At 69.6% G+C, this 22,650-nt stretch carries 24 protein-coding genes; 1 reads left to right on the top strand and 23 read right to left on the bottom strand.

From position 1 onward, the window contains the following. Window positions 1–16 precede the first annotated feature (16 nt). Window positions 17–841 carry an alpha/beta fold hydrolase gene (locus tag BMY61_RS02900; protein WP_042456830.1) on the bottom strand — a complete coding sequence of 275 codons (825 nt, stop codon included), beginning with the start codon at window positions 839–841 and terminating at the stop codon, window positions 17–19. A gap of 118 nt (window positions 842–959) precedes the next feature. Here BMY61_RS02900 and BMY61_RS02895 point away from each other — a divergent pair, with 118 nt between their 5' ends. Then, window positions 960–1,376: a MarR family winged helix-turn-helix transcriptional regulator gene (locus tag BMY61_RS02895; protein WP_042456939.1), complete on the top strand. Its 417-nt coding sequence runs from the start codon at window positions 960–962 to the stop codon at window positions 1,374–1,376. Here BMY61_RS02895 and BMY61_RS02890 read toward each other — a convergent pair. From BMY61_RS02890 to thrB, 22 genes are all read right to left on the bottom strand, one after another. Continuing rightward, window positions 1,373–1,945, bottom strand: coding sequence for a cob(I)yrinic acid a,c-diamide adenosyltransferase (locus BMY61_RS02890; RefSeq protein ID WP_042456827.1), 573 nt, complete (start codon window positions 1,943–1,945; stop codon window positions 1,373–1,375). The two genes, BMY61_RS02895 and BMY61_RS02890, sit on opposite strands and share 4 nt — an antisense overlap. A 9-nt stretch (window positions 1,946–1,954) precedes the next feature. Further along, a complete protein-coding gene (locus tag BMY61_RS02885; RefSeq protein ID WP_042456825.1) occupies window positions 1,955–2,404 on the bottom strand; it encodes a MarR family winged helix-turn-helix transcriptional regulator in 450 nt (149 codons plus the stop codon). Window positions 2,405–2,414: 10 nt separating this feature from the next. Further along, complete coding sequence (locus tag BMY61_RS02880; RefSeq protein WP_042456822.1) at window positions 2,415–2,891, bottom strand: DUF2550 domain-containing protein; 477 nt, start codon at window positions 2,889–2,891, stop codon at window positions 2,415–2,417. Between the two features lie 149 nt (window positions 2,892–3,040). Further along, on the bottom strand, window positions 3,041–3,412 hold the full coding sequence (locus BMY61_RS02875) for a F0F1 ATP synthase subunit epsilon (RefSeq protein WP_042456819.1): 372 nt from the start codon (window positions 3,410–3,412) through the stop codon (window positions 3,041–3,043). A gap of 122 nt (window positions 3,413–3,534) precedes the next feature. Next, on the bottom strand, window positions 3,535–4,980 hold the full coding sequence (atpD, locus tag BMY61_RS02870; RefSeq protein ID WP_042456816.1) for a F0F1 ATP synthase subunit beta: 1,446 nt from the start codon (window positions 4,978–4,980) through the stop codon (window positions 3,535–3,537). 1 nt (window position 4,981) lies between these two features. Then, on the bottom strand, window positions 4,982–5,893 hold the full coding sequence (locus BMY61_RS02865; protein WP_042456813.1) for a F0F1 ATP synthase subunit gamma: 912 nt from the start codon (window positions 5,891–5,893) through the stop codon (window positions 4,982–4,984). A 25-nt stretch (window positions 5,894–5,918) separates the two neighbouring features. Next, window positions 5,919–7,493, bottom strand: coding sequence for a F0F1 ATP synthase subunit alpha (gene atpA / locus BMY61_RS02860; protein ID WP_042456810.1), 1,575 nt, complete (start codon window positions 7,491–7,493; stop codon window positions 5,919–5,921). Window positions 7,494–7,630: 137 nt separating this feature from the next. Further along, window positions 7,631–8,446: a F0F1 ATP synthase subunit delta gene (locus BMY61_RS02855; protein ID WP_042456807.1), complete on the bottom strand. Its 816-nt coding sequence runs from the start codon at window positions 8,444–8,446 to the stop codon at window positions 7,631–7,633. Next, the gene (locus BMY61_RS02850; RefSeq protein WP_042456804.1) at window positions 8,443–8,994 is read right to left on the bottom strand and encodes a F0F1 ATP synthase subunit B; all 552 of its coding nucleotides are present in this window, start codon (window positions 8,992–8,994) and stop codon (window positions 8,443–8,445) included. Before BMY61_RS02850 ends, BMY61_RS02855 begins: the two co-directional genes overlap by 4 nt. A gap of 40 nt (window positions 8,995–9,034) precedes the next feature. After that, entirely contained in the window at window positions 9,035–9,274 is a 240-nt protein-coding gene (gene atpE, locus BMY61_RS02845) for an ATP synthase F0 subunit C (protein ID WP_042456801.1), read from the bottom strand. An 86-nt stretch (window positions 9,275–9,360) separates the two neighbouring features. Then, a complete protein-coding gene (gene atpB / locus BMY61_RS02840) occupies window positions 9,361–10,152 on the bottom strand; it encodes a F0F1 ATP synthase subunit A (RefSeq protein WP_042456798.1) in 792 nt (263 codons plus the stop codon). Between the two features lie 202 nt (window positions 10,153–10,354). Continuing rightward, the gene (locus BMY61_RS02835; protein WP_042456795.1) at window positions 10,355–10,795 is read right to left on the bottom strand and encodes a Cg1360 family ATP-synthase-associated protein; all 441 of its coding nucleotides are present in this window, start codon (window positions 10,793–10,795) and stop codon (window positions 10,355–10,357) included. 135 nt (window positions 10,796–10,930) lie between these two features. Beyond that, entirely contained in the window at window positions 10,931–12,304 is a 1,374-nt protein-coding gene (locus tag BMY61_RS02830; protein ID WP_042456792.1) for an MraY family glycosyltransferase, read from the bottom strand. A gap of 119 nt (window positions 12,305–12,423) precedes the next feature. After that, the gene (locus BMY61_RS02825) at window positions 12,424–13,719 is read right to left on the bottom strand and encodes a serine hydroxymethyltransferase (RefSeq protein ID WP_042456789.1); all 1,296 of its coding nucleotides are present in this window, start codon (window positions 13,717–13,719) and stop codon (window positions 12,424–12,426) included. Between the two features lie 66 nt (window positions 13,720–13,785). Then, entirely contained in the window at window positions 13,786–14,442 is a 657-nt protein-coding gene (locus tag BMY61_RS02820) for an arsenate reductase/protein-tyrosine-phosphatase family protein (RefSeq protein ID WP_143094145.1), read from the bottom strand. Window positions 14,443–14,468: 26 nt separating this feature from the next. Further along, on the bottom strand, window positions 14,469–15,116 hold the full coding sequence (locus BMY61_RS02815) for an L-threonylcarbamoyladenylate synthase (RefSeq protein WP_042456786.1): 648 nt from the start codon (window positions 15,114–15,116) through the stop codon (window positions 14,469–14,471). 15 nt (window positions 15,117–15,131) lie between these two features. Further along, complete coding sequence (gene prmC / locus BMY61_RS02810) at window positions 15,132–15,998, bottom strand: peptide chain release factor N(5)-glutamine methyltransferase (RefSeq protein WP_042456783.1); 867 nt, start codon at window positions 15,996–15,998, stop codon at window positions 15,132–15,134. 61 nt (window positions 15,999–16,059) lie between these two features. Next, window positions 16,060–17,133: a peptide chain release factor 1 gene (gene prfA, locus BMY61_RS02805; protein ID WP_042456780.1), complete on the bottom strand. Its 1,074-nt coding sequence runs from the start codon at window positions 17,131–17,133 to the stop codon at window positions 16,060–16,062. 126 nt (window positions 17,134–17,259) lie between these two features. Continuing rightward, entirely contained in the window at window positions 17,260–17,484 is a 225-nt protein-coding gene (gene rpmE / locus BMY61_RS02800) for a 50S ribosomal protein L31 (protein WP_042456777.1), read from the bottom strand. A 217-nt stretch (window positions 17,485–17,701) separates the two neighbouring features. After that, window positions 17,702–18,739: an LCP family protein gene (locus tag BMY61_RS02795; protein ID WP_042456773.1), complete on the bottom strand. Its 1,038-nt coding sequence runs from the start codon at window positions 18,737–18,739 to the stop codon at window positions 17,702–17,704. Window positions 18,740–18,831: 92 nt separating this feature from the next. Next, window positions 18,832–20,943, bottom strand: a complete 2,112-nt coding sequence (rho, locus tag BMY61_RS02790) for a transcription termination factor Rho (RefSeq protein ID WP_075003724.1) — start codon at window positions 20,941–20,943, stop codon at window positions 18,832–18,834. 448 nt (window positions 20,944–21,391) lie between these two features. Next, window positions 21,392–22,339 carry a homoserine kinase gene (thrB, locus tag BMY61_RS02785; RefSeq protein WP_042458502.1) on the bottom strand — a complete coding sequence of 316 codons (948 nt, stop codon included), beginning with the start codon at window positions 22,337–22,339 and terminating at the stop codon, window positions 21,392–21,394. Window positions 22,340–22,650: the final 311 nt, after the last annotated feature.

The raw sequence follows: 22,650 nt of genomic DNA, 5'->3' as shown, positions 1-22,650 counted from the left end.
CTCGGCGAGGTCCGGCTCAGGCCGCGTCGATCCCGGCGAGGAAGTCGGCCAGCACGCGGGTGAACTCGGCCGGCGCCTCCATGGTGGTGTAGTGGCCCGCCTCCTCCAGCAGCACCGTGCGCCCGTTCGGGACGACGCGGATGAGCTCGTCGGCGGTGGCCCGGATGCCGGGGACGTCGTAGCCGCCGTTGATCGCGAGGACCGGGACGGCGATCTCCTTGGCCCGGATGGCCAGGTCCGCGACCGGGACGGCGTGGTTCGGTTCGTCCGGGGTGTGCTTGAGCATGGTGCGCAGAGCCATCGCGCGGACCTGCGCGGTGATCGCCGGGTCGATCTCGTCGAGGCTGCGACGGTCCCCGGGGATCCACTGGAGGAAGCCGTCGAAGTATCCGTCCAGGTCCCCGGCGGCCAGCGCCGACACCTGCTTCTCGGCGACCGAGGCCGCCCAGGGGTCACCCAGGTCGGGCTCGCCGAGGCCACGGCCGCTGACGACCAGGGCGCGGACCAGCTCGGGGTGCTCGACGGCCGTGTCGACGGCGATCAGCGCGCCCATCGAGATGCCGACCAGCACGACCTGACGCAGGCCCAGATGGGCCAGCAGCGCGGCCAGGTCGTCGGTCTGACGGAACGCCCGGGTGGCGTTGGCCGAGAGGCCGTGGCCGCGGGCGTCGGGGGCGACGACCCGGTGGCCGAGCGCGACCAGGCCGGGGATCAGGTTCTCGAACTGGCTGGAGTCGGTGAAGCCGGTGTGCAGCAGCACCAGCGCCCGGCCGTCACGCGGGCCGGCGTCACGGTAGGCGAGGAGGCCGTCCTGGGATTCGAAGTACGCGATCTCAGTCATGACAACCAAGGTGTCATGACTGCAAGGGAATGGCAACTCAGTTGTCATGTGAGAGAGTGAGCGCGTGACCGACGCCCCGCACGAGCCCCTCTCCCCCGACGAGCTGCCTGGACGCCTGATGGAAGTCTTCGCGCTCGTCGGCCCGCTCTACCGGCGCGTCCAGCGCCGGATCGAGCTCGACGCGACGCACGGCGTCTCCGTCGGCGTCCGCGCGGTCCTGGACCTGCTGCGCGAGAACGGTCCGATGACGGTGCCGCAGATGGGCCGCGCACAGTCGATCAGCCGGCAGTTCGTCCAGCGCATGGTGAACGACGGCATGGCGGCCGGGCTGGTGGAGGCCGTCCCCAACCCGGCCCACGCGCGCTCCTCCCTGATCCGCCTCACCGGGGCGGGCCGGGCGGCCATCGACACGATCGTCGACCGTGAGCACGCGGTCCTGCGCCAGGCGGCGGGCGACCTCACCGACACCGACCTGTCGACCACCGTCCGCGTGCTCGGCCGGATGCTGGAGCTCTTCGCGGACGTGGACGACTAGCGGTTCTCCCCCGGCACCCACAGCACGTCGCCGACGGCCTTGTTGGCCGAGCGGGCCAGGATGAACAGCAGGTCCGAGAGGCGGTTCAGGTACTTCGCCGTCAGCGGGTTGATGCCGTCGCCGTACTCCTCGATCGCCGCCCAGGTGCTGCGCTCCGCACGGCGCACCACCGTGCAGGCCACATGCAGGTAGGCCGCGCCCGGGGTGCCGCCGGGGAGGATGAAGCTGCGCAGCTTCTCCAGCTCGGCGTTGAAGCGGTCGCAGTCGCCCTCCAGACGGTCGATGTATGTCTGAAGCACGCGCAGCGGCGGGTACTTGGGGTCCTCGACGACCGGGGTGGCCAGGTCCGCGCCGACGTCGAAGAGGTCGTTCTGGACGCGGGTCAGCACCTCGGCGATCTCCGGGTCGAGCTCGCCGCAGGCGAGCGCCACACCGATGGCGGCATTGGCCTCGTTGCTGTCGGCGTAGGCGGCCAGGCGGGTGTCCGTCTTGTGGGTACGGCTCATGTCGCCCAGCGCGGTGGTGCCGTCGTCGCCGGTTCGGGTGTAGATACGCGTGAGGTTGACCATGGCCGCAGCCTAGTCCCGCAGAGTGGGGTCCAGCCGGGTCAGCAGGGTGTGCAGAACGCCACGCTGGGCGTCCGTGAGATGGCCGAGGACCTCCGCCTCCAGGCGCGGGACATGGGCCTCCAGGCCCAGCCGCAGCGCCTCGGTGCCCGCGTCGGTCATGCCCACCAGATAGGCGCGCCCGTCCTCGGGGTCGCGCGTCCGCTCGATCAGGCCCTTGCGCTCCAGCCGGGCGACGAGCTTGGTGGTGCCGGCCGAGGAGTAGCCCATCGTCTCGCCGACGCGGGTGGCCATCCCCCGGGCGTCAGGAAAACGGGCGAGGCGCAGCAGGAACTCGAACTCGGAGCCGTCCAGTCCGGTGGCCTCGGAGATGTCGTGGCGCAGCCGGTCGTTGATCAATCGGTAGACGTTGCCCATCAGGCCCCACAGGACCACGCCCTCGTGCTCCACGAGCTCGTCCATCAGGCGGGGCTCAGGCCACGTTCACGCGCTGGCCGGGAGGCGCGGCCTCGAGCCAGGCCAGGAAGCCGGTGAGCGCGTCCTCGCTCATGGCGAGCTCCAGCGGCTCGCCCGCGTGCGTGCAGCACAGGACGACGGCGCCGGAGAGGAGCGCCAGCTCCTCCTGCCCCTGCGGGGTGCGCCGCTCGATGACCTCGATCAGCGAACGCTGCAGCACCCGGCGCGGGCGCGGGGCCCAGCTGAAGACGCGGAACCACTCCACCGCGTCGTTGTTGTAGCGGGCGATCCCGAAGATCCAGCCCTTGCCGGCCGACTCACCGGCCGCCTCGGAGTCCTCCCCCTCGGCGGGGGACGGCGGCACGTCCAGACGCGCCGAGCAGTCGAAGGTCCCGCCGGGTCTCTGGATCAGACGCCGCCGTACCGCGAAGGCCCCCAGCGCGAGCAGGCAGACCAGCAGCACCGCGATGACGGTCACCACCGCGAGCACCATGCCCGGCTCCCTCCTCGTCGACCCGCCCCGAGCCGACGACCTTCACACACCTGCACAACTGATACAGCAGTCCCGGGGTCACCCACAGGTGCCCCGGGACTGCCGGTGAAGCTCGTGTCGCTCAGACTCCCCGCGAAAGCGGATAAGTCTCAGCGGCCGGTCGCAGCGAGGAGACGGACCTCGGCGCGGCGCTGGGCCGCGGCCTCGGACTCGGTCTTCGCAGCGGCCAGGGCCCGCTCGGCGCGGTCGACGTCGATCTCGTCGGCCAGCTCCGCGACCTCGGCCAGGATCGACAGTCGGTTGTCCGCGAAGGACAGCAGACCGCCGTGCACGGCCGCGATCACCGTGGTGCCGTCCGCCTGGCGGATGGTCACCGGCTGGGGGTCCATGGCACCCAGGACCGGGGTGTGGTTCGGCTGGATGCCGATGTCACCGGACTTGGTACGGGCAAGGACGATCGTGGCCTCGCCCGACCAGACCTTTCGGTCGGCCGCGACCAGCTCGACGTGCAGCTCAGCCACCGTGGGCTCCTCGGTCTCGACCCCCCGCCGTGAAGCGGGGGTGGGAAAAAGAATAACGGGTGGGACAGGGGCGGTCCCAACCAGCGGTCGGGCCGCCCCTGTCCCTCACAGCCCGAAGGCGATTACTTCTTGGCGAGCTCGGCGGCGTTGCGCTCGAGGTCGTCGATGCCACCGCACATGAAGAACGCCTGCTCCGGGACACCGTCGTACTTGCCGTCGGCGATCGCGTTGAACGCGTCGATCGTCTCGGACAGCGGCACGGTGGAGCCGTCGACGCCGGTGAACTGCTTGGCGACGTAGGTGTTCTGCGACAGGAAGCGCTCGATGCGGCGCGCCCGGTTGACGGTGACCTTGTCCTCCTCGGACAGCTCGTCCATACCGAGGATCGCGATGATGTCCTGGAGGTCCTTGTACTTCTGGAGGATCCCCTTGACACGCACAGCGGTCTCGTAGTGGTTGGCCGAGATGTACCGCGGGTCGAGGATGCGGGACGAGGAGTCCAGCGGGTCCACGGCCGGGTAGATGCCCTTCTCCGAGATCGGACGGGAGAGAACCGTCGTCGCGTCGAGGTGGGCGAAGGTGGTGGCCGGGGCCGGGTCGGTCAGGTCGTCCGCGGGGACGTAGATCGCCTGCATCGAGGTGATCGAGTGACCGCGGGTCGAGGTGATGCGCTCCTGGAGCTGGCCCATCTCGTCGGCCAGGTTCGGCTGGTAACCCACCGCGGAGGGCATACGGCCGAGCAGGGTCGACACCTCGGAACCGGCCTGGGTGAACCGGAAGATGTTGTCGATGAAGAGCAGCACGTCCTGGCCCTGCACATCGCGGAAGTACTCCGCCATGGTCAGCGCGGACAGGGCGACGCGGAGACGGGTGCCCGGCGGCTCGTCCATCTGGCCGAAGACCAGCGCGGTCTTGTCCAGAACGCCCGAGTCGACCATCTCGTGGATGAGGTCGTTGCCCTCACGGGTGCGCTCGCCGACGCCGGCGAACACGGACACACCACCGAAGTTCTCGGCGACGCGGTAGATCATCTCCTGGATCAGAACGGTCTTGCCGACACCGGCACCACCGAACAGACCGATCTTGCCACCCTGGACGTACGGGGTGAGCAGGTCGATGACCTTGATACCCGTCTCGAACATCTCGGTCTTGGACTCGAGCTGGTCGAAGTTCGGGGCCTTGCGGTGGATCGGCCAGCGCTCGGTGACCTCGGCGTTGAACGCCTCACGGTCGGTGTTGAGCACCTCGCCCAGGGCGTTGAAGACCTTGCCCTTGGTGATGTCGCCGACCGGCACCGAGATGGCGGAGCCGGTGTCGGTGACCGCGGCACCACGGGTCAGACCGTCGGTGGGCTGCATCGAGATGGCCTTGACCATCCCGTCGCCCAGGTGCTGCGCGACCTCGAGGGTCAGGATCTTCTTGCCGGTGCCGTCGGGCGCGTCGATCTCGACGTGCATGGCGTTGAACATGTCCGGCATGGCGTCGACGGGGAACTCCACGTCGACGACCGGGCCGATGACCCGCGCGACGCGGCCCGTCGCCGTGGCCGTCTCTACAGTGGCAGTCATTTCAGTCACTCCCCGCGTTCGCATCGGCCAGGGCGCTCGCGCCACCGACGATCTCGCTGATTTCCTGGGTGATGTCGGCCTGGCGGGCCGTGTTGGCGAGTCGCGTGAGCGACTTGATGAGCTCGCCGGCGTTGTCCGTCGCGCTCTTCATCGCGCGGCGGCGGGCGGCGTGCTCGGAAGCAGCCGACTGCAGCAGCGCGTTGTAGATCCTGCTCTCCACGTACCGCGGCAGCAGGGCGTCGAGGACGCCCTCGGCCGACGGCTCGAAGTCGTAGAGCGGGAACGGTCCCTGCTCCTCGGCGTTGGCCTCGGTCTCCTCCAGCGACAGCGGCAGGAGGCGGGCCTCCACCGGGTTCTGGGTGAGCATCGAGACGAACTCCGTCGAGATGATGTGGAGCTCGTCCACACCACCGTCGGCCGTCTCCGTCACGAAGGCGTCGATCAGGGCCGCGGACGCGTCCTTGGCGTCCTGGTACGTCGGCTTGTCGGAGAACCCGACCCACGAGCCCGCGACCGTGAGGTTGCGGAACCCGTAGTAGCTGACGCCCTTGCGACCGATGATGTACGTGTCGACCGTCTTGCCCTCGGACTGAAGCCGCTTGGTCAGCTCCAGCGCCGCCTTGATGGCGTTGCTGGAGTAACCGCCGGCCAGACCGCGGTCCGCGGTCACCACGAGCAGGGCGGCGCGCGTGGCGCCGACCGGCTCAGCGGTGAGCGGGTGCTTGGCGTTCGACCTCGTCGCGACCGCGGTCACCGCACGGGTGAGCTCGTTCGCGTACGGGGAGGAGGCGGCCACCGCGCGCTGCGCCTTCATGATGCGCGACGCGGAGATCATCTCCATCGCCTTGGTGATCTTCTTCGTCGCGGTGACAGAGCGGATCCGGCGCTTGTAGACCCGAAGCTGTGCTCCCATGGGTCGTTACGTCCTTTCCGTCTCGTCAGGCGTCTTCGCCGAGCAGCGCACCGGTGTGCGTGGTGAACTCGCGCTTGAACGCCGTGATGGCCTCGACGAGCGACTCGATCGTGCCGTCCTCGAGCTTCTGGGTCTCGACGATGGTCGTCAGGACGCCCTTGTGCTCGCGACGCAGGTAGTCGAGGAACTCGCGCTCGAACTTGCGCACGTCCGCGACCGGGACCTCGTCCAGGCGACCGGTGGTGCCGGCCCAGATCGAGACGACCTGCTCCTCGACCGGGAAGGGCTGGTACTGGCCCTGCTTGAGCAGCTCGACCAGACGGGCGCCACGCTCCAGCTGGGCCTTGGAGGCCGAGTCCAGGTCGGAGGAGAAGGCGGCGAACGCCTCCAGCTCGCGGTACTGGGCCAGGTCCAGGCGCAGACGACCGGCGACCGACTTCATCGCCTTGATCTGGGCGGAGCCACCGACGCGGGAGACCGAGATACCGACGTTCACGGCCGGGCGGATGCCGGCGTTGAACAGGTCGGACTCCAGGAAGCACTGGCCGTCGGTGATGGAGATGACGTTGGTCGGGATGTACGCCGAGACGTCGTTGGCCTTGGTCTCGATGATCGGGAGACCCGTCATCGAGCCGGCGCCGAGCTCGTCGGACAGCTTCGCGCAACGCTCCAGCAGACGCGAGTGCAGGTAGAAGACGTCACCCGGGTAGGCCTCGCGGCCCGGCGGACGACGGAGCAGCAGCGACACGGCGCGGTAGGCCTCGGCCTGCTTCGACAGGTCGTCGAAGATGATCAGGACGTGCTTGCCGTCGTACATCCACTCCTGGCCGATGGCGGAGCCGGTGTAGGGGGCCAGGTACTTGAAGCCCGCCGGGTCCGACGCCGGGGCGGCGACGATGGTCGTGTACTCGAGCGCACCGGCCTCCTCCAGCGCTCCGCGAACGGAGGCGATGGTGGAGCCCTTCTGGCCGACGGCGACGTAGATGCAGCGGACCTGCTTCTTCGGGTCGCCCGAGCGCCAGTTGTCGCGCTGGTTGATGATCGTGTCGATCGCCACCGCGGTCTTGCCGGTCTGGCGGTCGCCGATGATCAGCTGACGCTGGCCACGGCCGATCGGGGTCATCGCGTCGATGGCCTTGATGCCGGTCTGCATCGGCTCGTGCACCGACTTGCGGACCATGACGCCCGGAGCCTGCAGCTCCAGCGCGCGGCGACCGTGGGTCTCGATCTCGCCGAGGCCGTCGATCGGGTTGCCGAGGGGGTCCACCACGCGGCCGAGGTAGCCCTCGCCGACCGGGACGGACAGCACCTCGCCGGTGCGGCGGACCGTCTGGCCCTCCTCGATCGCACCGAACTCGCCGAGGACGACGACACCGATCTCGCGGGTGTCGAGGTTGAGCGCGAGGCCGAGGGTGCCGTCCTCGAACTTCAGCAGCTCGTTGGCCATGACCGAGGGAAGACCCTCGACCTTGGCGATGCCGTCAGCCGTGAAGGTGACGGTGCCGACCTCTTCACGCGAGGCGGCGTCCGGCTGGTACGACTGGACGAAGTTGTCCAGCGCGTTCCGGATCTCCTCCGGCCGGATCGTGAGCTCCGCCATCTGGGTTCCCTGCTCTCCTAGTTGCGTCCTCGGCCCGCCCGTGGAGGGCCGCAAGTATTCGACTCTCGGTCAGGTTCCTCAATGAGGCTCTGACCGTCCTCTGTTGTGTACCGACCGAGGGTCGGGATGCGGCTTTCTCAGCCGGCCAGGCTCCGGTTCGCGGAGTCGAGACGACCCGCGATGGTGCCCTCGATGATCTCGTCGCCGATCTGGACCCGGACTCCGCCGAGGACCTCAGGGTCCACGTCGAGGTTCAGGTGCACCGGGTGACCCGCGAGGGTCTCCAGGGAGGCGGCGAGACGCTGCTTCTGTGCGTCGGACATCGGCACCGCAGTGGTCACCAGGGCGACCACGCGACCGCGACGGCCGGCGGCCAGACGGGCGTACTCGTCCAGGCCACTCTCCAGGCTACGACCACGCGGCTGCGTCACCAGCGAGGTGACCAGCGCGATCGTCGCGGCCTTGGCCTTGCCGCCGAGCAGGTTCCGGACCAGCTCCGCCTTGGCGGAGGTGGCGGCGGCGTTGTCGGTGAGCGCGGAGCGGAGCTCCAGGTTGCTCGCGACCACGCGGCCGAAGCGGAACAGCTCGTCCTCGACGTCGTCCAGCTCGCCCGCCTTGTCGGCGCCGATGATCAGCGCGAGGGCGGAGAGCTGCTCGGTCGCGTCCGCCAGGTCACGGCCGGCGCTCCAGCGGGAGCGGACCATGCCCGAGAGCAGGTCGACCGTCTCGGCCGCGACCTTGCCCTGGAGCAGGTTGACGACCAGGTCGGCCTTGGCCTGACCGGGGGCGGCCGGGTCCGTCAGGATCCGGCGGAGCGTGACCTCGCGGTCCAGCACCCGGGTGACGTCCTGCAGGTCGCTCGAGAGCGCGGCGACGTCGACGGACGTGTTGTCCGTCAGCGCGTCGAGCTGCTCACGGGCGGCCGCGGTGGACTGCCGGGTGGCGCCGCTCACTTGGCACCCGCCGACTCCGCAGCCTTGGCCTCAAGCTCGTCAAGGAAGCGGTCGATGGTGCGGCTCTGGCGGGCGGAGTCCTCGAGGGACTCGCCGACGACCTTGCCGGCCAGGTCGAGCGAGATGCGGCCGATGTCGTGCCGCAGCGCGGTGGTCACCTGACCACGGGTGCGCTCGATCTCCGCCTGGGCGTGCGCGACGGTGACCGCAGCCTGACGCTGCGCCTCCTCGCGAGCCTCGGCGATGATCATGGAACCCTGCTCACGGGCGTGCTCGGTGATACGAGCGGCCTCGTGACGAGCCTCCGCGAGCTGGGCCTTGTACTCCTCCAGCGTCCGGGTGGCCTCGGCCTGCGCCTCAGCCGCCCGCTCCAGGCCACCCTCGATCGCGTCGCGCCGCTCCTCCAGAGTCTTCTGGATGTTGGGCAGGAGCTTCTTGCCGAGGACGCCGAAGACGATGAAGAAGGCGATCAGGCCGATGATGAGTTCCGGCGTGGAGGGCAGCAGCGGGTTCTGCGGCGCCTCCTCAGCCAGGAAGGTGCTCAGCATGTCTGAACCTTTCGTCGAGCGTGGCTACTGGTCGTTCGACTCAGGAGAAGATGAAGGGGACGACCAGGCCGAGGAGGGCGAGAACCTCACAGAGGGCGAAGCCGAGGAACATGTTCTGGCGGATGATCGGCATGGCCTCGGGCTGGCGGGCCATGGCCTCGATCGAGTGGCCGAAGACCAGACCGATGCCCACGCCCGGGCCGATGGCCGCGAGACCGTAGGCGACGGCGCCGAGGTTGCCGGAGATGCCGGTGGAGGCGGCGAGCTGCAGAGCAGACATGGTGACCCTTGTCCTTCTTGTGATGCGATCCGGCAGGGGGCTTCCCGCCGGAAGTCTGATGAGTGGTACGGGCTAACGCGTGAGGATCAGTGACCCTCTTCGAGTGCTCCGCTGATGTAGAGCGAAGCCAGCAGGGTGAAGATGTACGCCTGCAGGAACTGGATCAGGACCTCGAACGCGGTCATGCCGATCGAGAGCGCGAAGGACGCGCCGGAGAAGACCGCGTAGAACGACGGCGTCAGCAGGTACCAGGTCGCGACGCTGAACATCACGATCAGCATGTGGCCGGCGAACATGTTGGCCCACAGTCGCACCGCAAGGGTGAACGGACGCGTGATGACGTTCTGGAGGAACTCCAGGAAGACGATGAGCGGCACCAGGGGCTTCGGCAGGCCCTGCATGTAGGTCAGGTGCTTCCAGCCGCCGACGAAGCCGTGCGTCTTGAAGGTGAGGTACATGTAGGTGATCCACACCAGCAGCGCCAGAGCCACCGGGTACGCGAAGCGCGAGGCCACCGGGAACTGGGCGAGCGGGATGATGGACATGATGTTCATCAGCCAGACGAAGAAGAAGATCGACGTCAGGAAGGGGACGAACTTGTCGCCCTTCTTGCCGATCACCTCACGCGCGATGCTTCGCGCGATGAAGTTGTAGCCGATCTCGCCGACCAGCTGCAGCTTGCCCGGGACCAGCTTCGGCTTGCGGAACGCGGCCCAGAAGAAGCCGACCACCAGCAGCATGCAGATCAGGGCCAGCAGCATCGGCTTCGTGAAGTCGAAGCTCCCGATGCTGAAGATCGGCTTGAAGTTGAAGGAGTTGAGCCCCGGGGCTGGGAAACCACAACCAGAGGGGGTGATGTGACACCCGCTCGCGAGCATGGTGGAGGGGTTACTCACCCTTGACTCCTTCGTCGTGAAGCATCAGAACTGCAACCTTGTGTGTCGGCACGACGGAAGCCGCCGCGTTGGCACCGTGATCGGGTTGTCCGGGGCCGCACAGGCCGCTCGACGCTCGTGGTCGCGCGGGGGGCTCCGGAATCCGGACGATAGCAGATGTCTTGGTACTACCTTTACGCGGGCCTTACGTTCCGGCCTTGCCCCCGGGCTTGTCCCCAGGCTCGGGGCCGGCCGAGGGGTCCACGTAGAGGGTTTTGCTCTTGAGCGTGAACCAGACCTGCGCGCCCACCCAGGCCAGCAACGTGGCCAGCAGTGAGAACCCGAAGGCCTTGCCGTTGAAGAACGTCGTGTGCTTGAACACCACGATGAAGACGCCCGCGATCAGCATCTGCACCGCGTAGACCAGGAGACCGCCGGTCAGGACCAACTGGGGCCGGTCCTTGCTGAGTCGCATCAGTGCTGCGAACCCACCTGCGAAGACCACCGCGACCACCGCCAGCGCCACCAAGGCACCGATCAGTCCCTTGGAACCCGCCAGCACGGTGCTGAGGACCACGGCGAGGATGCCCACCGGCGTCGCCACAAGGGCGCAGCCGCGCAGGATCCGGGCGTCGCTGGACAGCATCGTCAAAGCTCCGGGGGGTGGGGTCGAGCGGAGGGGATCACCAGGAGGCGGATGGTCGAACGACCTTCTCCCATAAGGTCCTTCGGCAGCTCTCCTGATGTCGTGAACGGTATCACAAGCTATTTGGTGCAGTCTTTACTTTCTTGGTGTGCTCCTTGACACAGGGGCCGCCCCACCGGCGGATCGTCCCGATGTGCCCGAATGGTGACCGAGGGCGTGGGAGCCCGTTCCGATCTTGTCCAACAGGTCCTCATCAGCGACGGAGAGCGTCGCACCAGAGGAAATGGACTCCTCCGCGATCTCCTTTACCGTCTCTTCGGTAAGAACATCCCTTACCTTTACGGTCCGGCGGTACCGCGGCGGGACGAAGCGCTCCACCATGCGCGGCGCGTGCGGCCGGAACCGCGGGAAGAGCAGCATCAGGATGCCGAGCGCACACAGGCCCAGCAGGAAGTTCAGCGCCAACCGCTCGGTGCGGTCCACCGAGAACGCGACGGTGCCGAAGGCGAGCAGGGCGGACCAGAAATACATGATCAATACAGCGCGGCTGTGGGAATGGCCGAGTTGCATCAGCCGGTGGTGCAGATGCTGCTTGTCCGCCGCGAATGGGGACTTTCCCGCCCAGGTCCGGCGCACCACCGCGAGAATGAGATCTGCGAGCGGAATGGCGATCACCGTCAGCGGCAGCAGCAGCACGATGTAGATCGGCACCATCGCGTGCACGGCGCTGGTCTGGCTCTGGGTCTGCGCGGTGATCACGTCCGGGTCGACGCGACCGGTGATCGAGATCATGCAGACGGAGAGCACCAGGCCGAGCAGGAGCGCGCCGGAGTCCCCCATGAAGATCCGCGCGGGATGGAAGTTGTGCGGCAGGAAGCCCAGCACCATGCCGACCAGGATCACGCTGAACAGCGCGGCCGGTGCCGCGTCGGGCACCGAGAAGCCGTACCAGAGCCGGTAGGCGTAGACGAAGAACGCGCCGGCCGCGATGCAGACCATGCCGGCCGCCAGGCCGTCCAGGCCGTCGATGAAGTTCACCGCGTTCACGCTGATGACGACGAGCGCGACGGTGATGAACGAGCCCCACTGGTCCGTCACCGCGACGGTGCCGACCCCCGGGATCGGCAGCCAGAGCACGGTCAGGCCCTGGTAGACCATGACGCCCGCGGCGACCATCTGCCCGCCGAGCTTGACCAGGGCGTCCACGCCCCATTTGTCGTCCAGCACGCCCAGCACCCACATGATCGTGGCGCCGGAGAGCAGGGCGGGCACGTCGCTGGAGTTCTGGAAGACGTTGTGCAGCGCCGACAGGTGGTCGGCCGTGAGCAGGCCGGCACACAGTCCGCCGAACATGGCGATGCCGCCGAGTCGTGGCGTCGGCTCCTTGTGCACGTCGCGGTCGCGGACGGCCGGCATGGCGCCCGCGATGATGGCGAACTTCCGTGCCGGACCGGTCAGCAGGTAGGTCACCGCTGCGGTCACACAGAGCGTCAGCAGGAACTCACGCACCAGAGTCCTCCTGTGCTGCGCTGGACACCCCCGTGGTATCGGCAGAGCATAGCCGCCTTGCTTTCTCAGCGAGATGGCAATGCGCTCGGGAATGGAGGTGCGTCACGTGCACACCCTATTCATCCAGACGCAGAGTCCCCGCATTGCGGTTTTGTCGACAGACCAGGGAAACGCTCGGCGAGTGCTCGAACACCTTCCGTGACGGATTCCCGTGCCGGACCGGTGGCTCCCGTCGCCGCCGCGTGGACCAGCCCCGCGATCCCGGACATCTCGGGCTCCCCCATGCCGCGGGTGGTCACGCTGAGTGTCCCCATGCGCAGACCCGAGGCGGCGGCCGGCGGCGCCTCCTCGTAGGGCACGGCACAGTGCCCGAGCAGCAGCCCCGCCTCCTCGCACCGCCGCTCGACCTCGCGGCCGGTCAGCCCCAGGCTACGGGCGTCCACGGTCACCAGGTGGGTGTCGGTCCCGCCGGTCAGCGGCCGCAGCCCGTGCCCGTCCAGCGCGGCGGCCAGCCGCTGCGCGTTGCGCACGGTCTGCTGCGCGTACTGTGCGAAGGCCGGCGTCGCCGCCCGGCCGAGGGTGTAGGCCTTGGCCGCCATCTGGTTGACCATCGGCCCACCCTGGATGAACGGGAAGACGGCCCGGTCCACCCGCTCGGCCAGCTCCCTGGTCGACAGGATCAGCCCGCCGCGCGGCCCGCCCAACACCTTGTGAGTGACCCCGCAGACGATGTCCGCGTAGGGCACCGGCGAGGGGATCACCCCGGCGGCGGACAACCCCAGCGTCTGCGCGGCGTCCGCGACGAGATAGGCACCCACCTCGTCCGCGACGGAGCGGAACGCCTCCCAGTCGATCGCCCGCGGATAGGAGATCGCCCCAGCGACGATCACCTTGGGGCGCAGGGCCCGCGCCTGGTCCCGCACCTGGTCGAGGTCGATCAGCCCGTCGCGCTCGCTCACGCCGTACCCGGAGACGGAGAACCACTTCCCGGAGAAGTTCGCCGAGGACCCGTGGGTCAGATGCCCGCCGTGCGCGAGCGACATCGCCAGCACGGCGTCCCCCGGCCGCAGCAGGGCCGCGGCGGCGGCGAGCACCGCGATGGAGCCGGAGTACGGCTGCACGTTCGCGTGCTGGGCCCCGAACAGCGCTTCGGCGCGGGCGACGGCGAGGGACTCGACGGAGTCGGCCGGCCCGCAGCCGGTGTGATGCCGCCGCTCGGGGTAGCCCTCGGCGTACTTGTCCGCGAAGACGCTCCCCAGGAGCGCGAGCACGCGGGGTGAGGCGTCGTTCTCCCCGGCGAGGAGGTTCACCTGCCGCGCCCGGCGGTCTTCTTCCGTCGCCACCAGCACGTCGAGATCGGGATCCGGCGCATCGGCCAGACCGGCAGTCGTGGACTCTTCCGTCAGCGTCGCCATGGCCGCATGCACCTCCGGTCGTCACGCTACGCCGGAGGGGAGGTTGCAGCACGCCAGCGGGGCGCGCTACACCCGCACCCGGCTGACCCCGGTCAACGCCGTCACGATGGGATCCAGTGCGTCGAAGATCTCCTCGCCGCAGTTGCGGAACATCCCGAGCGGTGCGCCATACGGGTCGTCCACCTCGTCCGCCTCGGGAGAGGCGGCCAACAACCATCCTCGCAGCGCGGCCGCGGCCCGCACGAGCACACGGGCCCGCTCGGACAGGGCACCCGGGCCGATCGAGTCCGGCAGCGTCGCCGGGTCGATCGCGCGCACCAGGCGCGTGAACTCCTTCAACGTGAACGTCCGCAGACCCGCGTCGTGGCCCATGGAGATCACCTGGGCCCGGTGGTCCCGAGTGGCGGTCAGCACCAGGTCCGCCTCGATGACGTGGTCATCGAGCAGCTCACGGCCCACGAAGCCGGTGGAGTCCGCGCCGAACTCGGCGAGGATCTCCGCCGCGTGGGTCTCCATCGGGGCACCCTCGTGCCCCCACGTACCGGCGCTCTCGACGGATATCTCCGTCTCCGCGTCGCCGCCCAGACGGAGTGTCAGCTCATGGCGGGTCAGCCGCTCCGCCATGGGCGAGCGGCAGACGCCGCCCGTGCAGACGTAGAGGATCCGGAACGCGCCGACGCGCCGCTCCGCGTGCTCGTGGTGGAGTCGCGGAACGGGGCGTATCGGTGGCCGGAGGCGATGGCGGCCGGTCAACTGCCGGCCTCCACGTCGGGTACGACCTCACGGAGCTGCTCCAGGGAGACCGCACCCGCGCGGCGCAGGACGGGGATCTTGCCGGTGACGTCGACGATGGTGGACGGCACGGCGTGGTCCGCACGTCCACCGTCGAGGTAGACCGAGACGGACTGGCCGAGCTGCTCCTCGGCCTCGTCGCAGGTGGCCGGGGACGGGCCGCCGGTCAGGTTCGCGCTGGAGACGGCGAGCGGGCCGGTGACGTTCAGCAGCTCGATGGCGACCGGGTGCAGCGGCATGCGCACCGCGACGGTGCCACGGGTGTCGCCCAGGTCCCAGCGCAGCGACGGCTGGTGGCGAGTGACCAGGGTGAGACCGCCCGGCCAGAACGCGTCGACGAGCTCCCAGGCGGCCTCGGAGAAGTCCGTGACCAGCCCGTGCAGCGTCGTCGGGGAGCCGACCAGGACGGGGCTGGGCATGCTGCGGCCGCGGCCCTTGGCCGCGAGCTGCCCGGCGACGGCGTCCGGGGAGAACGCGTCGGCCGCCAGGCCGTAGACGGTGTCGGTGGGAATGACCACCAGCTCGCCCCGGCGGATCGCGGAGGCGGCCTCACGCAGACCGGCGGCACGCTCGGTCGCGTCGGAGCAGTCGTAACGACGACTCATCGGTGGTTCCCTTCCCTACAGGACGGCGCGGCGCGCGGTGGCGAAGCGGGGGCGGTTGTTCAGGTCGCGGTGGTCGGCGGCGTCGGTCCAGCCCGCCTCCTCGCGGAAGATCCACGGGACGACCCCGCCCTGGGTGTCCGCGTGCTCGACGACGACCACTCCCCCGGGCCGCAGCAGTCGCGCGGCGACGCGCTCGATGCCGCGGATGGTGTGCAGGCCGTCCTCGCCGGAGAAGAGTGCCATCTCCGGGTCGTGGTCGCGAGCCTCCGGAGCGACGTACTCCCACTCGGTCAGCGGGATGTACGGCGGGTTGCTGATGACCAGGTCGAACTGGCCGCTCAGCTCGGGGCGGTCCTCGAAGGCGCGGGTGGCGTCGCCCTGGATCAGCTCGATCCGGGAGGTGTCGGGGCTCGCGTCGATGTTGCGGCGGGCCCAGGCGTAGGCGTCGTCGGACAGCTCGACCGCGTGCACGCGGCTGCGCGGCACCTCCTGAGCCAGAGCCAGCGCGATCGCGCCGGAGCCGGTGCACAGGTCGACGACCATCGGCTCGGCGACGTCCATGTCACGCAGCGCGTCTATGGCCCAGCCGACCACCGACTCCGTCTCCGGGCGCGGCACGAAGACGCCGGGGCCGACCTGGAGCTCCAGGTAGCGGAAGAAGGCCCGGCCGGTGATGTGCTGGAGCGGCTCGCGTGCCTCGCGGCGGGAGATGACCTCCCAGTAGCGGGCGTCGAAGTCGCCGTCCCTGACGTTGTGCAGCTCGCCGCGCTTGACGTCGTGGACGTAGGCGGCGAGCTCCTCGGCGTCGAACCGCGGCGAGGGCACACCGGCATCGGCCAACCGCTGGGTGGCTCGGGCCACCTCGGCGAGGAGGAGGTTCACGTCGCGCCTCTCTGAGCGGGCTGGACAGGCCTGACGAAGGGTCGGCCGAGGGGTCGGGCGGTCAGGTGGCCTCGGCGAGGCGCGCGGCGGCGTCCTGGTCGACGGCGGACTGGATCACCGCGTCGAGGTCGCCACCGAGCACCTGGTCCAGGTTGTAGGACTTGTAGCCGGTGCGGTGGTCGGAGATGCGGTTCTCCGGGAAGTTGTAGGTGCGGATCCGCTCGGAGCGGTCCACGCTGCGCACCTGGCTGCGGCGCGCGTCGCTGGCGGCGGCGTCGGCCTCCTCCTGCAACGCCGCGAGGATGCGCGAGCGCAGGATGCGCATGGCCTGCTCCTTGTTCTGGAGCTGGCTCTTCTCGTTCTGGCAGGACGCGACGATGCCGGTCGGCAGGTGCGTGATGCGGACGGCGGAGTCGGTGGTGTTGACCGACTGACCGCCCGGGCCGGACGAGCGGTAGACGTCGATGCGCAGGTCGTTCGCGTTGATCTCGACCTCGACCTCCTCGGCCTCCGGCGTGACCAGCACGCCGGCCGCGGAGGTGTGGATCCGGCCCTGCGACTCGGTGGCCGGCACGCGCTGCACGCGGTGCACGCCGCCCTCGTACTTCAGCCGGGCCCAGATGCCCTGGCCGGGCTCGGGCGCGCCTCCGCGGTACTTCACCGAGACCTGGACGTCCTTGTAACCGCCGAGGTCGGACTCGTTGGAGTCGATGATCTCGGTCTTCCAGCCCATCTTCTCGGCGTAGCGCAGGTACATCCGCAGCAGGTCGCCGGCGAAGAGCGCGGACTCCTCACCGCCCTCGCCCGCCTTGACCTCGAGCAGCACGTCCTTGTCGTCGCTCGGGTCGCGCGGGACCAGCAGCAGCCGCAGCCGCTCGGTCAGCTCCTCGCGCTGGGCCTCCAGCGACTTGATCTCGGCGTAGAAGTCCGGATCGTCGGCGGCGAGCTCACGAGCCGTCTCGATGTCCTCGCCCGCCTGGCGCCACTCGCGGTACGCCTTGGTGATCGGCGTCAGCTCGGCGTAGCGCTTGGACAGCTGCCGCGCCGTCCCCGGGTCGGCGTGCACCGCCGGGTCGGCGAGACGCTCCTCCAGCGTCGCGTGCTCGTTCAGGAGCTCCTCGACTGCCTCGAACATGGGAGCTGCGCCTTCTTTCGAACCGAGAACCGGGAACCGGTATGGGCAAGGGGGTCAACGCGAACGGCGCCGACCGGGACGCACCCGTGGAGACCACGGGTGCGCCCGGCCGGCGCCGCAAGGCGGTTAGGCCTCCGCCTTGGCGTGCTTCTTGCCGAAGCGGGCCTCGAAGCGGGCCACGCGGCCACCGGTGTCCATGATCTTCTGCTTGCCGGTGTAGAAGGGGTGGCAGGCCGAGCAGACCTCGGCGCGGATGACGCCGGAAGACTCGGTGCTGCGGGTGGTGAACTCGTTGCCACAGGTGCAGGTGACCTGGGTGACCACGTAGGTCGGGTGGATGTCGCGCTTCAAGGGATGCTCCTAGGTTTGCGGGAGGGTTCCGGGTCGGAAGGGCGGACTGCCGTCCGTGAACCGGGACCGACGTACCAGTCTGCCAGGACTGTCGCCGTGCTCCAAAACGGCATTGCCCTCGCAGGTATTCCACCCTGTGCGGGTGGGCGCCGTGCGTTCGGCGTCCTCCCCCTCTGCCTGGCCGGGCGCGCGGTTCCTCGTGCCCCTGACGGTCCGGCTAGCTGTCTGCCGGGTTCTTCTGCTGGAGCTGGAGGACGGACGCCGGGACGGGCTTGTCGGCCTTCAGGGCGGCCCAGAGCTCGTTCGCCTGGGGCTGGAGCGCGACCACACGGTTCGGGTCCGTCGGGGCCGTGGTGTTCGGCATCGTCACGGTGGTCATGTCCGTGGACGTGATGTGCTTGAGGCCCTCGGCGAAGCCCAGGAGGGAGTTCACTGAGCCGAGCGTGGAGTCGGTCGTCACCGAGCTCGTGGCGGCGTCCGCGATCGAGTACAGCTTCGTCGGGCTGCTGAACAGGTTGAGGTTCTCCACCTGCTTCAGCACGGACTTCATCATTTCCTGCTGCAGCTCGATCCGCCCGAGGTCGCTGCCGTCGCCCACGCCGTGCCGGGTGCGCACGAACGCCAGCGCCTCGTCGCCGCCCAGGTGGTGCGTGCCCGCCGGGAGGTGCAGGCCGCTCCGGGCGTCGTCGATCGGGACCGTTGTGGTGATGTCGACGCCGCCCAGCGCGTCGATCAGCTTGGCGAAACCGGCGAAGTCGATCTCGACGTAGTGGTTCATGTCCAGGCCCGTCATCGACTCGACGGTCCTGACGGCGCAGCTCGCCCCGCCGACCTCGAAGGCGGTGTTGAACATGACCCCGGACGCCGCCGCGTTGCTCCCGCAGGCGGGCCGGTCGACGAGGGTGTCGCGCGGGATGGAGACCACCGTGGCGGCCGTGTGGGCCTCGTTGACGTGGACGACCATCGCCGTGTCGGAGCGGGCCGTGCCGTCGGTGGTGCCGCCCGCGAGCTGTCCGTTGCTGCCCGAGCGGGAGTCCGAGCCCAGCACCAGGATGTTCATCGCGCCCGTCGCGTCCTTGGCCGGAGCGGTCAGCTCGTTCCCCAGGTCGACCGTCCTGAGGTTGTGGTCGAGCTTCCAGTACGCCCACCCGGCGCCCGCGCCGCAGAGCACCAGCACGGCGCCCGTGCACACGGCGACGACGCGTATCGCGCGGCGTCCGCGCGTTCTGCGGTGTTTCGGCTTGTTGTCGGACATGTCATCGAACGTACGTGATGCGACGTAAAGGCTTTCTCAGAAAACAATGAGGCCCCGGGCAGAAAGCCCGGGGCCTCATTGGAATTGTGAGATCAGTCATCCTGACCGGGAGTGGTCTTCGCGATCTGCATCAGGAACTCGGCGTTGCTCTTGGTCTGCTTCATCTTGTCCAGCAGCAGCTCGATCGCCTGCTGCGAGTCGAGCGCGTGCAGCACCCGGCGCAGCTTCCAGACGATCCGCAGCTCGTCCGCGGACATGAGGATCTCTTCCTTGCGGGTGCCGGACGGGTCGACGTCCACCGCCGGGAAGATGCGCTTGTCCGCGAGCTTCCGGTCGAGCTTGAGCTCCATGTTGCCGGTGCCCTTGAACTCCTCGAAGATGACCTCGTCCATGCGCGAGCCGGTCTCGACCAGCGCGGTGGCGAGGATCGTCAGGGAGCCGCCGTTCTCGATGTTGCGCGCGGCGCCGAAGAACTTCTTCGGCGGGTAGAGCGCGGTCGAGTCGACACCACCGGACAGGATGCGGCCGGAGGCCGGTGCCGCCAGGTTGTAGGCGCGGCCCAGACGCGTGATCGAGTCCAGCAGCACGACCACGTCGTGGCCCAGCTCCACCAGGCGCTTGGCACGCTCGATGGCGAGCTCGGCGACGGTGGTGTGGTCCTCGGCGGGACGGTCGAAGGTCGAGGAGATGACCTCGCCCTTGACCGAGCGCTGCATGTCCGTGACCTCCTCCGGACGCTCGTCGACGAGGACGACCATCAGGTGGGTCTCGGGGTTGTTGTGGGTGATCGCGTTGGCGATCGCCTGCATGATCATCGTCTTGCCGGTCTTCGGCGGGGCGACGATCAGACCACGCTGACCCTTACCGATCGGGGCGACCAGGTCGATGATGCGGGTGGTCAGCACGCCCGGGTCGGTCTCCAGGCGGAGCCGGTCCTGCGGGTACAGCGGCGTGAGCTTGTTGAACTCGGGGCGGTTACGGGACGCCTCGGCGTCGGTGCCGTTGACCGAGTCGAGACGGACCAGCGCGTTGAACTTCTCGCGACGCTCGCCGTCCTTCGGCTGCTTGACGGCGCCGGTGATGGCGTCGCCCTTGCGCAGGCCGTTCTTGCGAACCTGGGCGAGGGAGACGTAGACGTCGTTCGGGCCGGCCAGGTAGCCGGAGGTGCGCACGAAGGCGTAGTTGTCCAGGATGTCGAGGATGCCCGCGACCGGGATCAGGATGTCGTCCTCGCCGACCTGCGGCTCCGGCACACCGTCGAAACGGTCGCCACGACGGCGGTTGCGGTCGCGGTAACGACCCCGGCGACGACCGCCGAACTCGTCGTCCTCGAAGTCGCCGCCCTGCGGGCCCTGGTTCTGGTTCTGGCTCTGACCCTGGCCCTGCTGCTGACGGCCCTGACGGCCGCCACCCTGGCCGCCGTCCTGCTGGCGGCCGCTGCCCTGGCTCTGCTGGCCCTGGCCGCCGGTCTCCTGGCCGCCGTCACGGCGCTCGCGGCGGTTACGACGGTCGCGACGGCTCTCGCGGCCCCCCTCGCCCCGCTCACCGCGGTCGGCACGCTCGCCGCGCTCGCGGGTGTCGGTGGACGCCTGCGCCTCGGCGGCGGGCTTGTCGGCGGCCTTCTCGGCCTGCTGCGGCTGCGCCGGGGCGGCCGTGGCGGACGCCTGCGCGGCGTCGGCGGTCACGGTCGCGGTGGCGCCCTCCGGCGAGCCGGCCGGGGCGGTGGCCCGACGGCTGCGGCGCGCGGGACGCTCGGCGGCCGCGGCGGGCTCGGTGCTGGTCTGCACCGGGATCTCGATCTGCTGCTCGGCGGGCGCGGCAACCGCGGCACGGGAACGCGACGCACGGCGGGCCGTCGTCGGCGCGGCCTCGGCAGGGGCGGCTGCGGCCTCGGCCGGAGCGGTGGCCTCGGCAGGGGCGGCGGAGGCGGCGGAACGCGTGGAGCGGCGGGCGGCCGGCGGCTGCGCGGAGGCGGCGAGCAGCGGGTCGCCGCCGCTCTTCTCCTTGATGGCGTCGATGAGCTGGCTCTTGCGCATCCGGCCGGTGCCGCTGATGCCGAGGCCGGAGGCGAGCTGCTGCAGCTCGGCGAGCACCATGCTGTTCAGCCCGGTGCCCGTGGTCCGACGGCGCTTCGGCGCGGGAGCCGTGGCGTCCGACGCCTCGGCGTCCGGACGCGCGCCCATCAGATCGGTGGTGTCGCTCACGAAGGGTCCTTCCCTGGAGCGGACGTCGGCCTTTCTGGCTCGGCGACCGGTCGTGCTGTCCGCCCTGCGCTCTTCGGCAGGACGTGGCTGCGTGGTGAAACGGTGTGGAAACCCGTGCGGCCGTGCGGTGTGTCAATGGCGCTGCGCACGAACGCGTCCGGGCCCCCTGCGCGTGGCGGCTACGGCTCGAAGCGGGGTACGCCGACACGGCATCGGGATGCGGTCACAGTGGCGCAGGCAGGCTGCATACGCGATGTGGCGGGCTCCCGGAGAATTGCTGTCCCGAAGGAGGGGACGCTGCGCACCGGGCGGCACTGGGCGCCAGGTGCAGACATGAGATTAACACTACTGGACCCAACAAACATTCCCCCACTCTGCGAGTGTCAATCGTGTTCCCACTTTCGCTGTGCCACCCCCCGGGAATCCCTGACCTGCCTGGACCTGCCTATTACTGCGACAGCGGCAGGATCACGGCCCCTTCGGTGTCCAGTGCCAGACGGTGCGCGGCCCAGCCCTCGCCCGCGAAGGAGAGCACCTTGTCCGCGGCGCTCTCGTCGGTCAGGGCCAGCACCGTCGGTCCGGCACCGGAGATCACGGCGGCGACGCCCTCCGCACGCAGTCCCGCGACCAGCGCGGCGCTCTGCGGCATCGCCGGAGTGCGGTAGTCCTGGTGCAGCCGGTCCTCGGTGGCCGCGAGCAGCAGCTCGGGACGGCGCGTGATCGCCTCGACGAGCAGCGCGGCGCGCCCCACGTTGGCGGCGGCGTCGGCGTGCGGCACGGTCGCGGGCAGCAGGCCTCGCGCGACCTCGGTGAGGACCGGGTTCGACGGAATGAAGACCACCGGAACGACGTCGGGATTCGGCGCGAGGGTGACGGCGTGCGCGCCCGCGCCGGCGGTCTGGACGCCGTCACCGTCGAAGGCGTCGGTCCAGGCGATGGTGAAGCCGCCGAGCAGGCAGGCGGCGACGTTGTCCGGGTGCCCCTCCAGCTCGGACGCGAGGGCGAGGGTCGCGGCCTGGTCCAGCGTCTCCGTCCCACCGACGGTCACCGCGCGCGCGGCCATGATGCCCGCGACGATCGCGGCGGAGGAGGAACCGAGGCCCCGCCCGTGCGGAATCCGGTTGGCACAGACGACTTCCAGCCCCCGCGGCTGCCCGCCGAGCCGGTCGAACGCGGCGCGCATCGACCGCACGACCAGATGCCGCTCGTCCCTGGCCAGGGTCTCCGCACCCTCACCGGCGATGTCCACGTGCAGCCCCGCTTCGGCGACGCGGACCACGATGTCGTCGTAGAGCCCGAGACCGAGCCCGAAGGCGTCGAACCCCGGCCCGAGATTGGCACTGGTCGCGGGAACCCGCACCCGTACGGCGGCGGCGCGGAAGGCGGGACCTGCCATTGCGTGGACTCTCTCCTGCGAAAGGCGCGACGGCGCATGCGGACAATCACGAACATGCGCTTGGGGTATGACGCCAGCGTAGCGAAAAGGGGCTGCTCAGCGGTACACCCCGAACAGTGGGGTGTCGCATTGGATCAGTTGCGACATCCAGGGGTGCGGGGCCGTGCCGATCTGCGGCTCAGCAGTGCCCCCTCAGATCGTTGCACCACCTCAGGGGCGCGAGGAACGGCGCGAGAACCACCCGCGTGCGGATGGCCCTGCGCGCTCGGCGACTCACCACAACTGGCTTGTCGCTCGCGCCCACGCAGGGG

The sequence above is a fragment of the Streptacidiphilus jiangxiensis genome, from assembly GCF_900109465.1.
Taxonomy (GTDB): domain Bacteria; phylum Actinomycetota; class Actinomycetes; order Streptomycetales; family Streptomycetaceae; genus Streptacidiphilus; species Streptacidiphilus jiangxiensis.
The sequence above is the reverse complement of the archived record's forward strand: the minus strand, read 5'-3'. Positions and strand labels throughout refer to the sequence as shown.

What these genes read in the sequence shown, in the direction of transcription:
- atpD (WP_042456816.1), bottom strand. Translation starts at nt 4,980, where the DNA reads ATGACTGCCACTGTAGAGACGGCCACGGCGACGGGCCGCGTCGCGCGG.
- BMY61_RS02815 (WP_042456786.1), bottom strand. Translation starts at nt 15,116, where the DNA reads ATGAGTCGTCGTTACGACTGCTCCGACGCGACCGAGCGTGCCGCCGGT.
- BMY61_RS02835 (WP_042456795.1), bottom strand. Translation starts at nt 10,795, where the DNA reads ATGCTGTCCAGCGACGCCCGGATCCTGCGCGGCTGCGCCCTTGTGGCG.
- atpB (WP_042456798.1), bottom strand. Translation starts at nt 10,152, where the DNA reads ATGCTCGCGAGCGGGTGTCACATCACCCCCTCTGGTTGTGGTTTCCCA.
- BMY61_RS02885 (WP_042456825.1), bottom strand. Translation starts at nt 2,404, where the DNA reads ATGGACGAGCTCGTGGAGCACGAGGGCGTGGTCCTGTGGGGCCTGATG.
- BMY61_RS02850 (WP_042456804.1), bottom strand. Translation starts at nt 8,994, where the DNA reads ATGCTGAGCACCTTCCTGGCTGAGGAGGCGCCGCAGAACCCGCTGCTG.
- BMY61_RS02900 (WP_042456830.1), bottom strand. Translation starts at nt 841, where the DNA reads ATGACTGAGATCGCGTACTTCGAATCCCAGGACGGCCTCCTCGCCTAC.
- atpE (WP_042456801.1), bottom strand. Translation starts at nt 9,274, where the DNA reads ATGTCTGCTCTGCAGCTCGCCGCCTCCACCGGCATCTCCGGCAACCTC.
- prfA (WP_042456780.1), bottom strand. Translation starts at nt 17,133, where the DNA reads ATGTTCGAGGCAGTCGAGGAGCTCCTGAACGAGCACGCGACGCTGGAG.
- thrB (WP_042458502.1), bottom strand. Translation starts at nt 22,339, where the DNA reads ATGGCAGGTCCCGCCTTCCGCGCCGCCGCCGTACGGGTGCGGGTTCCC.
- BMY61_RS02890 (WP_042456827.1), bottom strand. Translation starts at nt 1,945, where the DNA reads ATGGTCAACCTCACGCGTATCTACACCCGAACCGGCGACGACGGCACC.
- atpA (WP_042456810.1), bottom strand. Translation starts at nt 7,493, where the DNA reads ATGGCGGAGCTCACGATCCGGCCGGAGGAGATCCGGAACGCGCTGGAC.
- BMY61_RS02880 (WP_042456822.1), bottom strand. Translation starts at nt 2,891, where the DNA reads ATGGTGCTCGCGGTGGTGACCGTCATCGCGGTGCTGCTGGTCTGCCTG.
- BMY61_RS02895 (WP_042456939.1), top strand. Translation starts at nt 960, where the DNA reads ATGGAAGTCTTCGCGCTCGTCGGCCCGCTCTACCGGCGCGTCCAGCGC.
- BMY61_RS02795 (WP_042456773.1), bottom strand. Translation starts at nt 18,739, where the DNA reads ATGTCCGACAACAAGCCGAAACACCGCAGAACGCGCGGACGCCGCGCG.
- BMY61_RS02825 (WP_042456789.1), bottom strand. Translation starts at nt 13,719, where the DNA reads ATGGCGACGCTGACGGAAGAGTCCACGACTGCCGGTCTGGCCGATGCG.
- BMY61_RS02865 (WP_042456813.1), bottom strand. Translation starts at nt 5,893, where the DNA reads ATGGGAGCACAGCTTCGGGTCTACAAGCGCCGGATCCGCTCTGTCACC.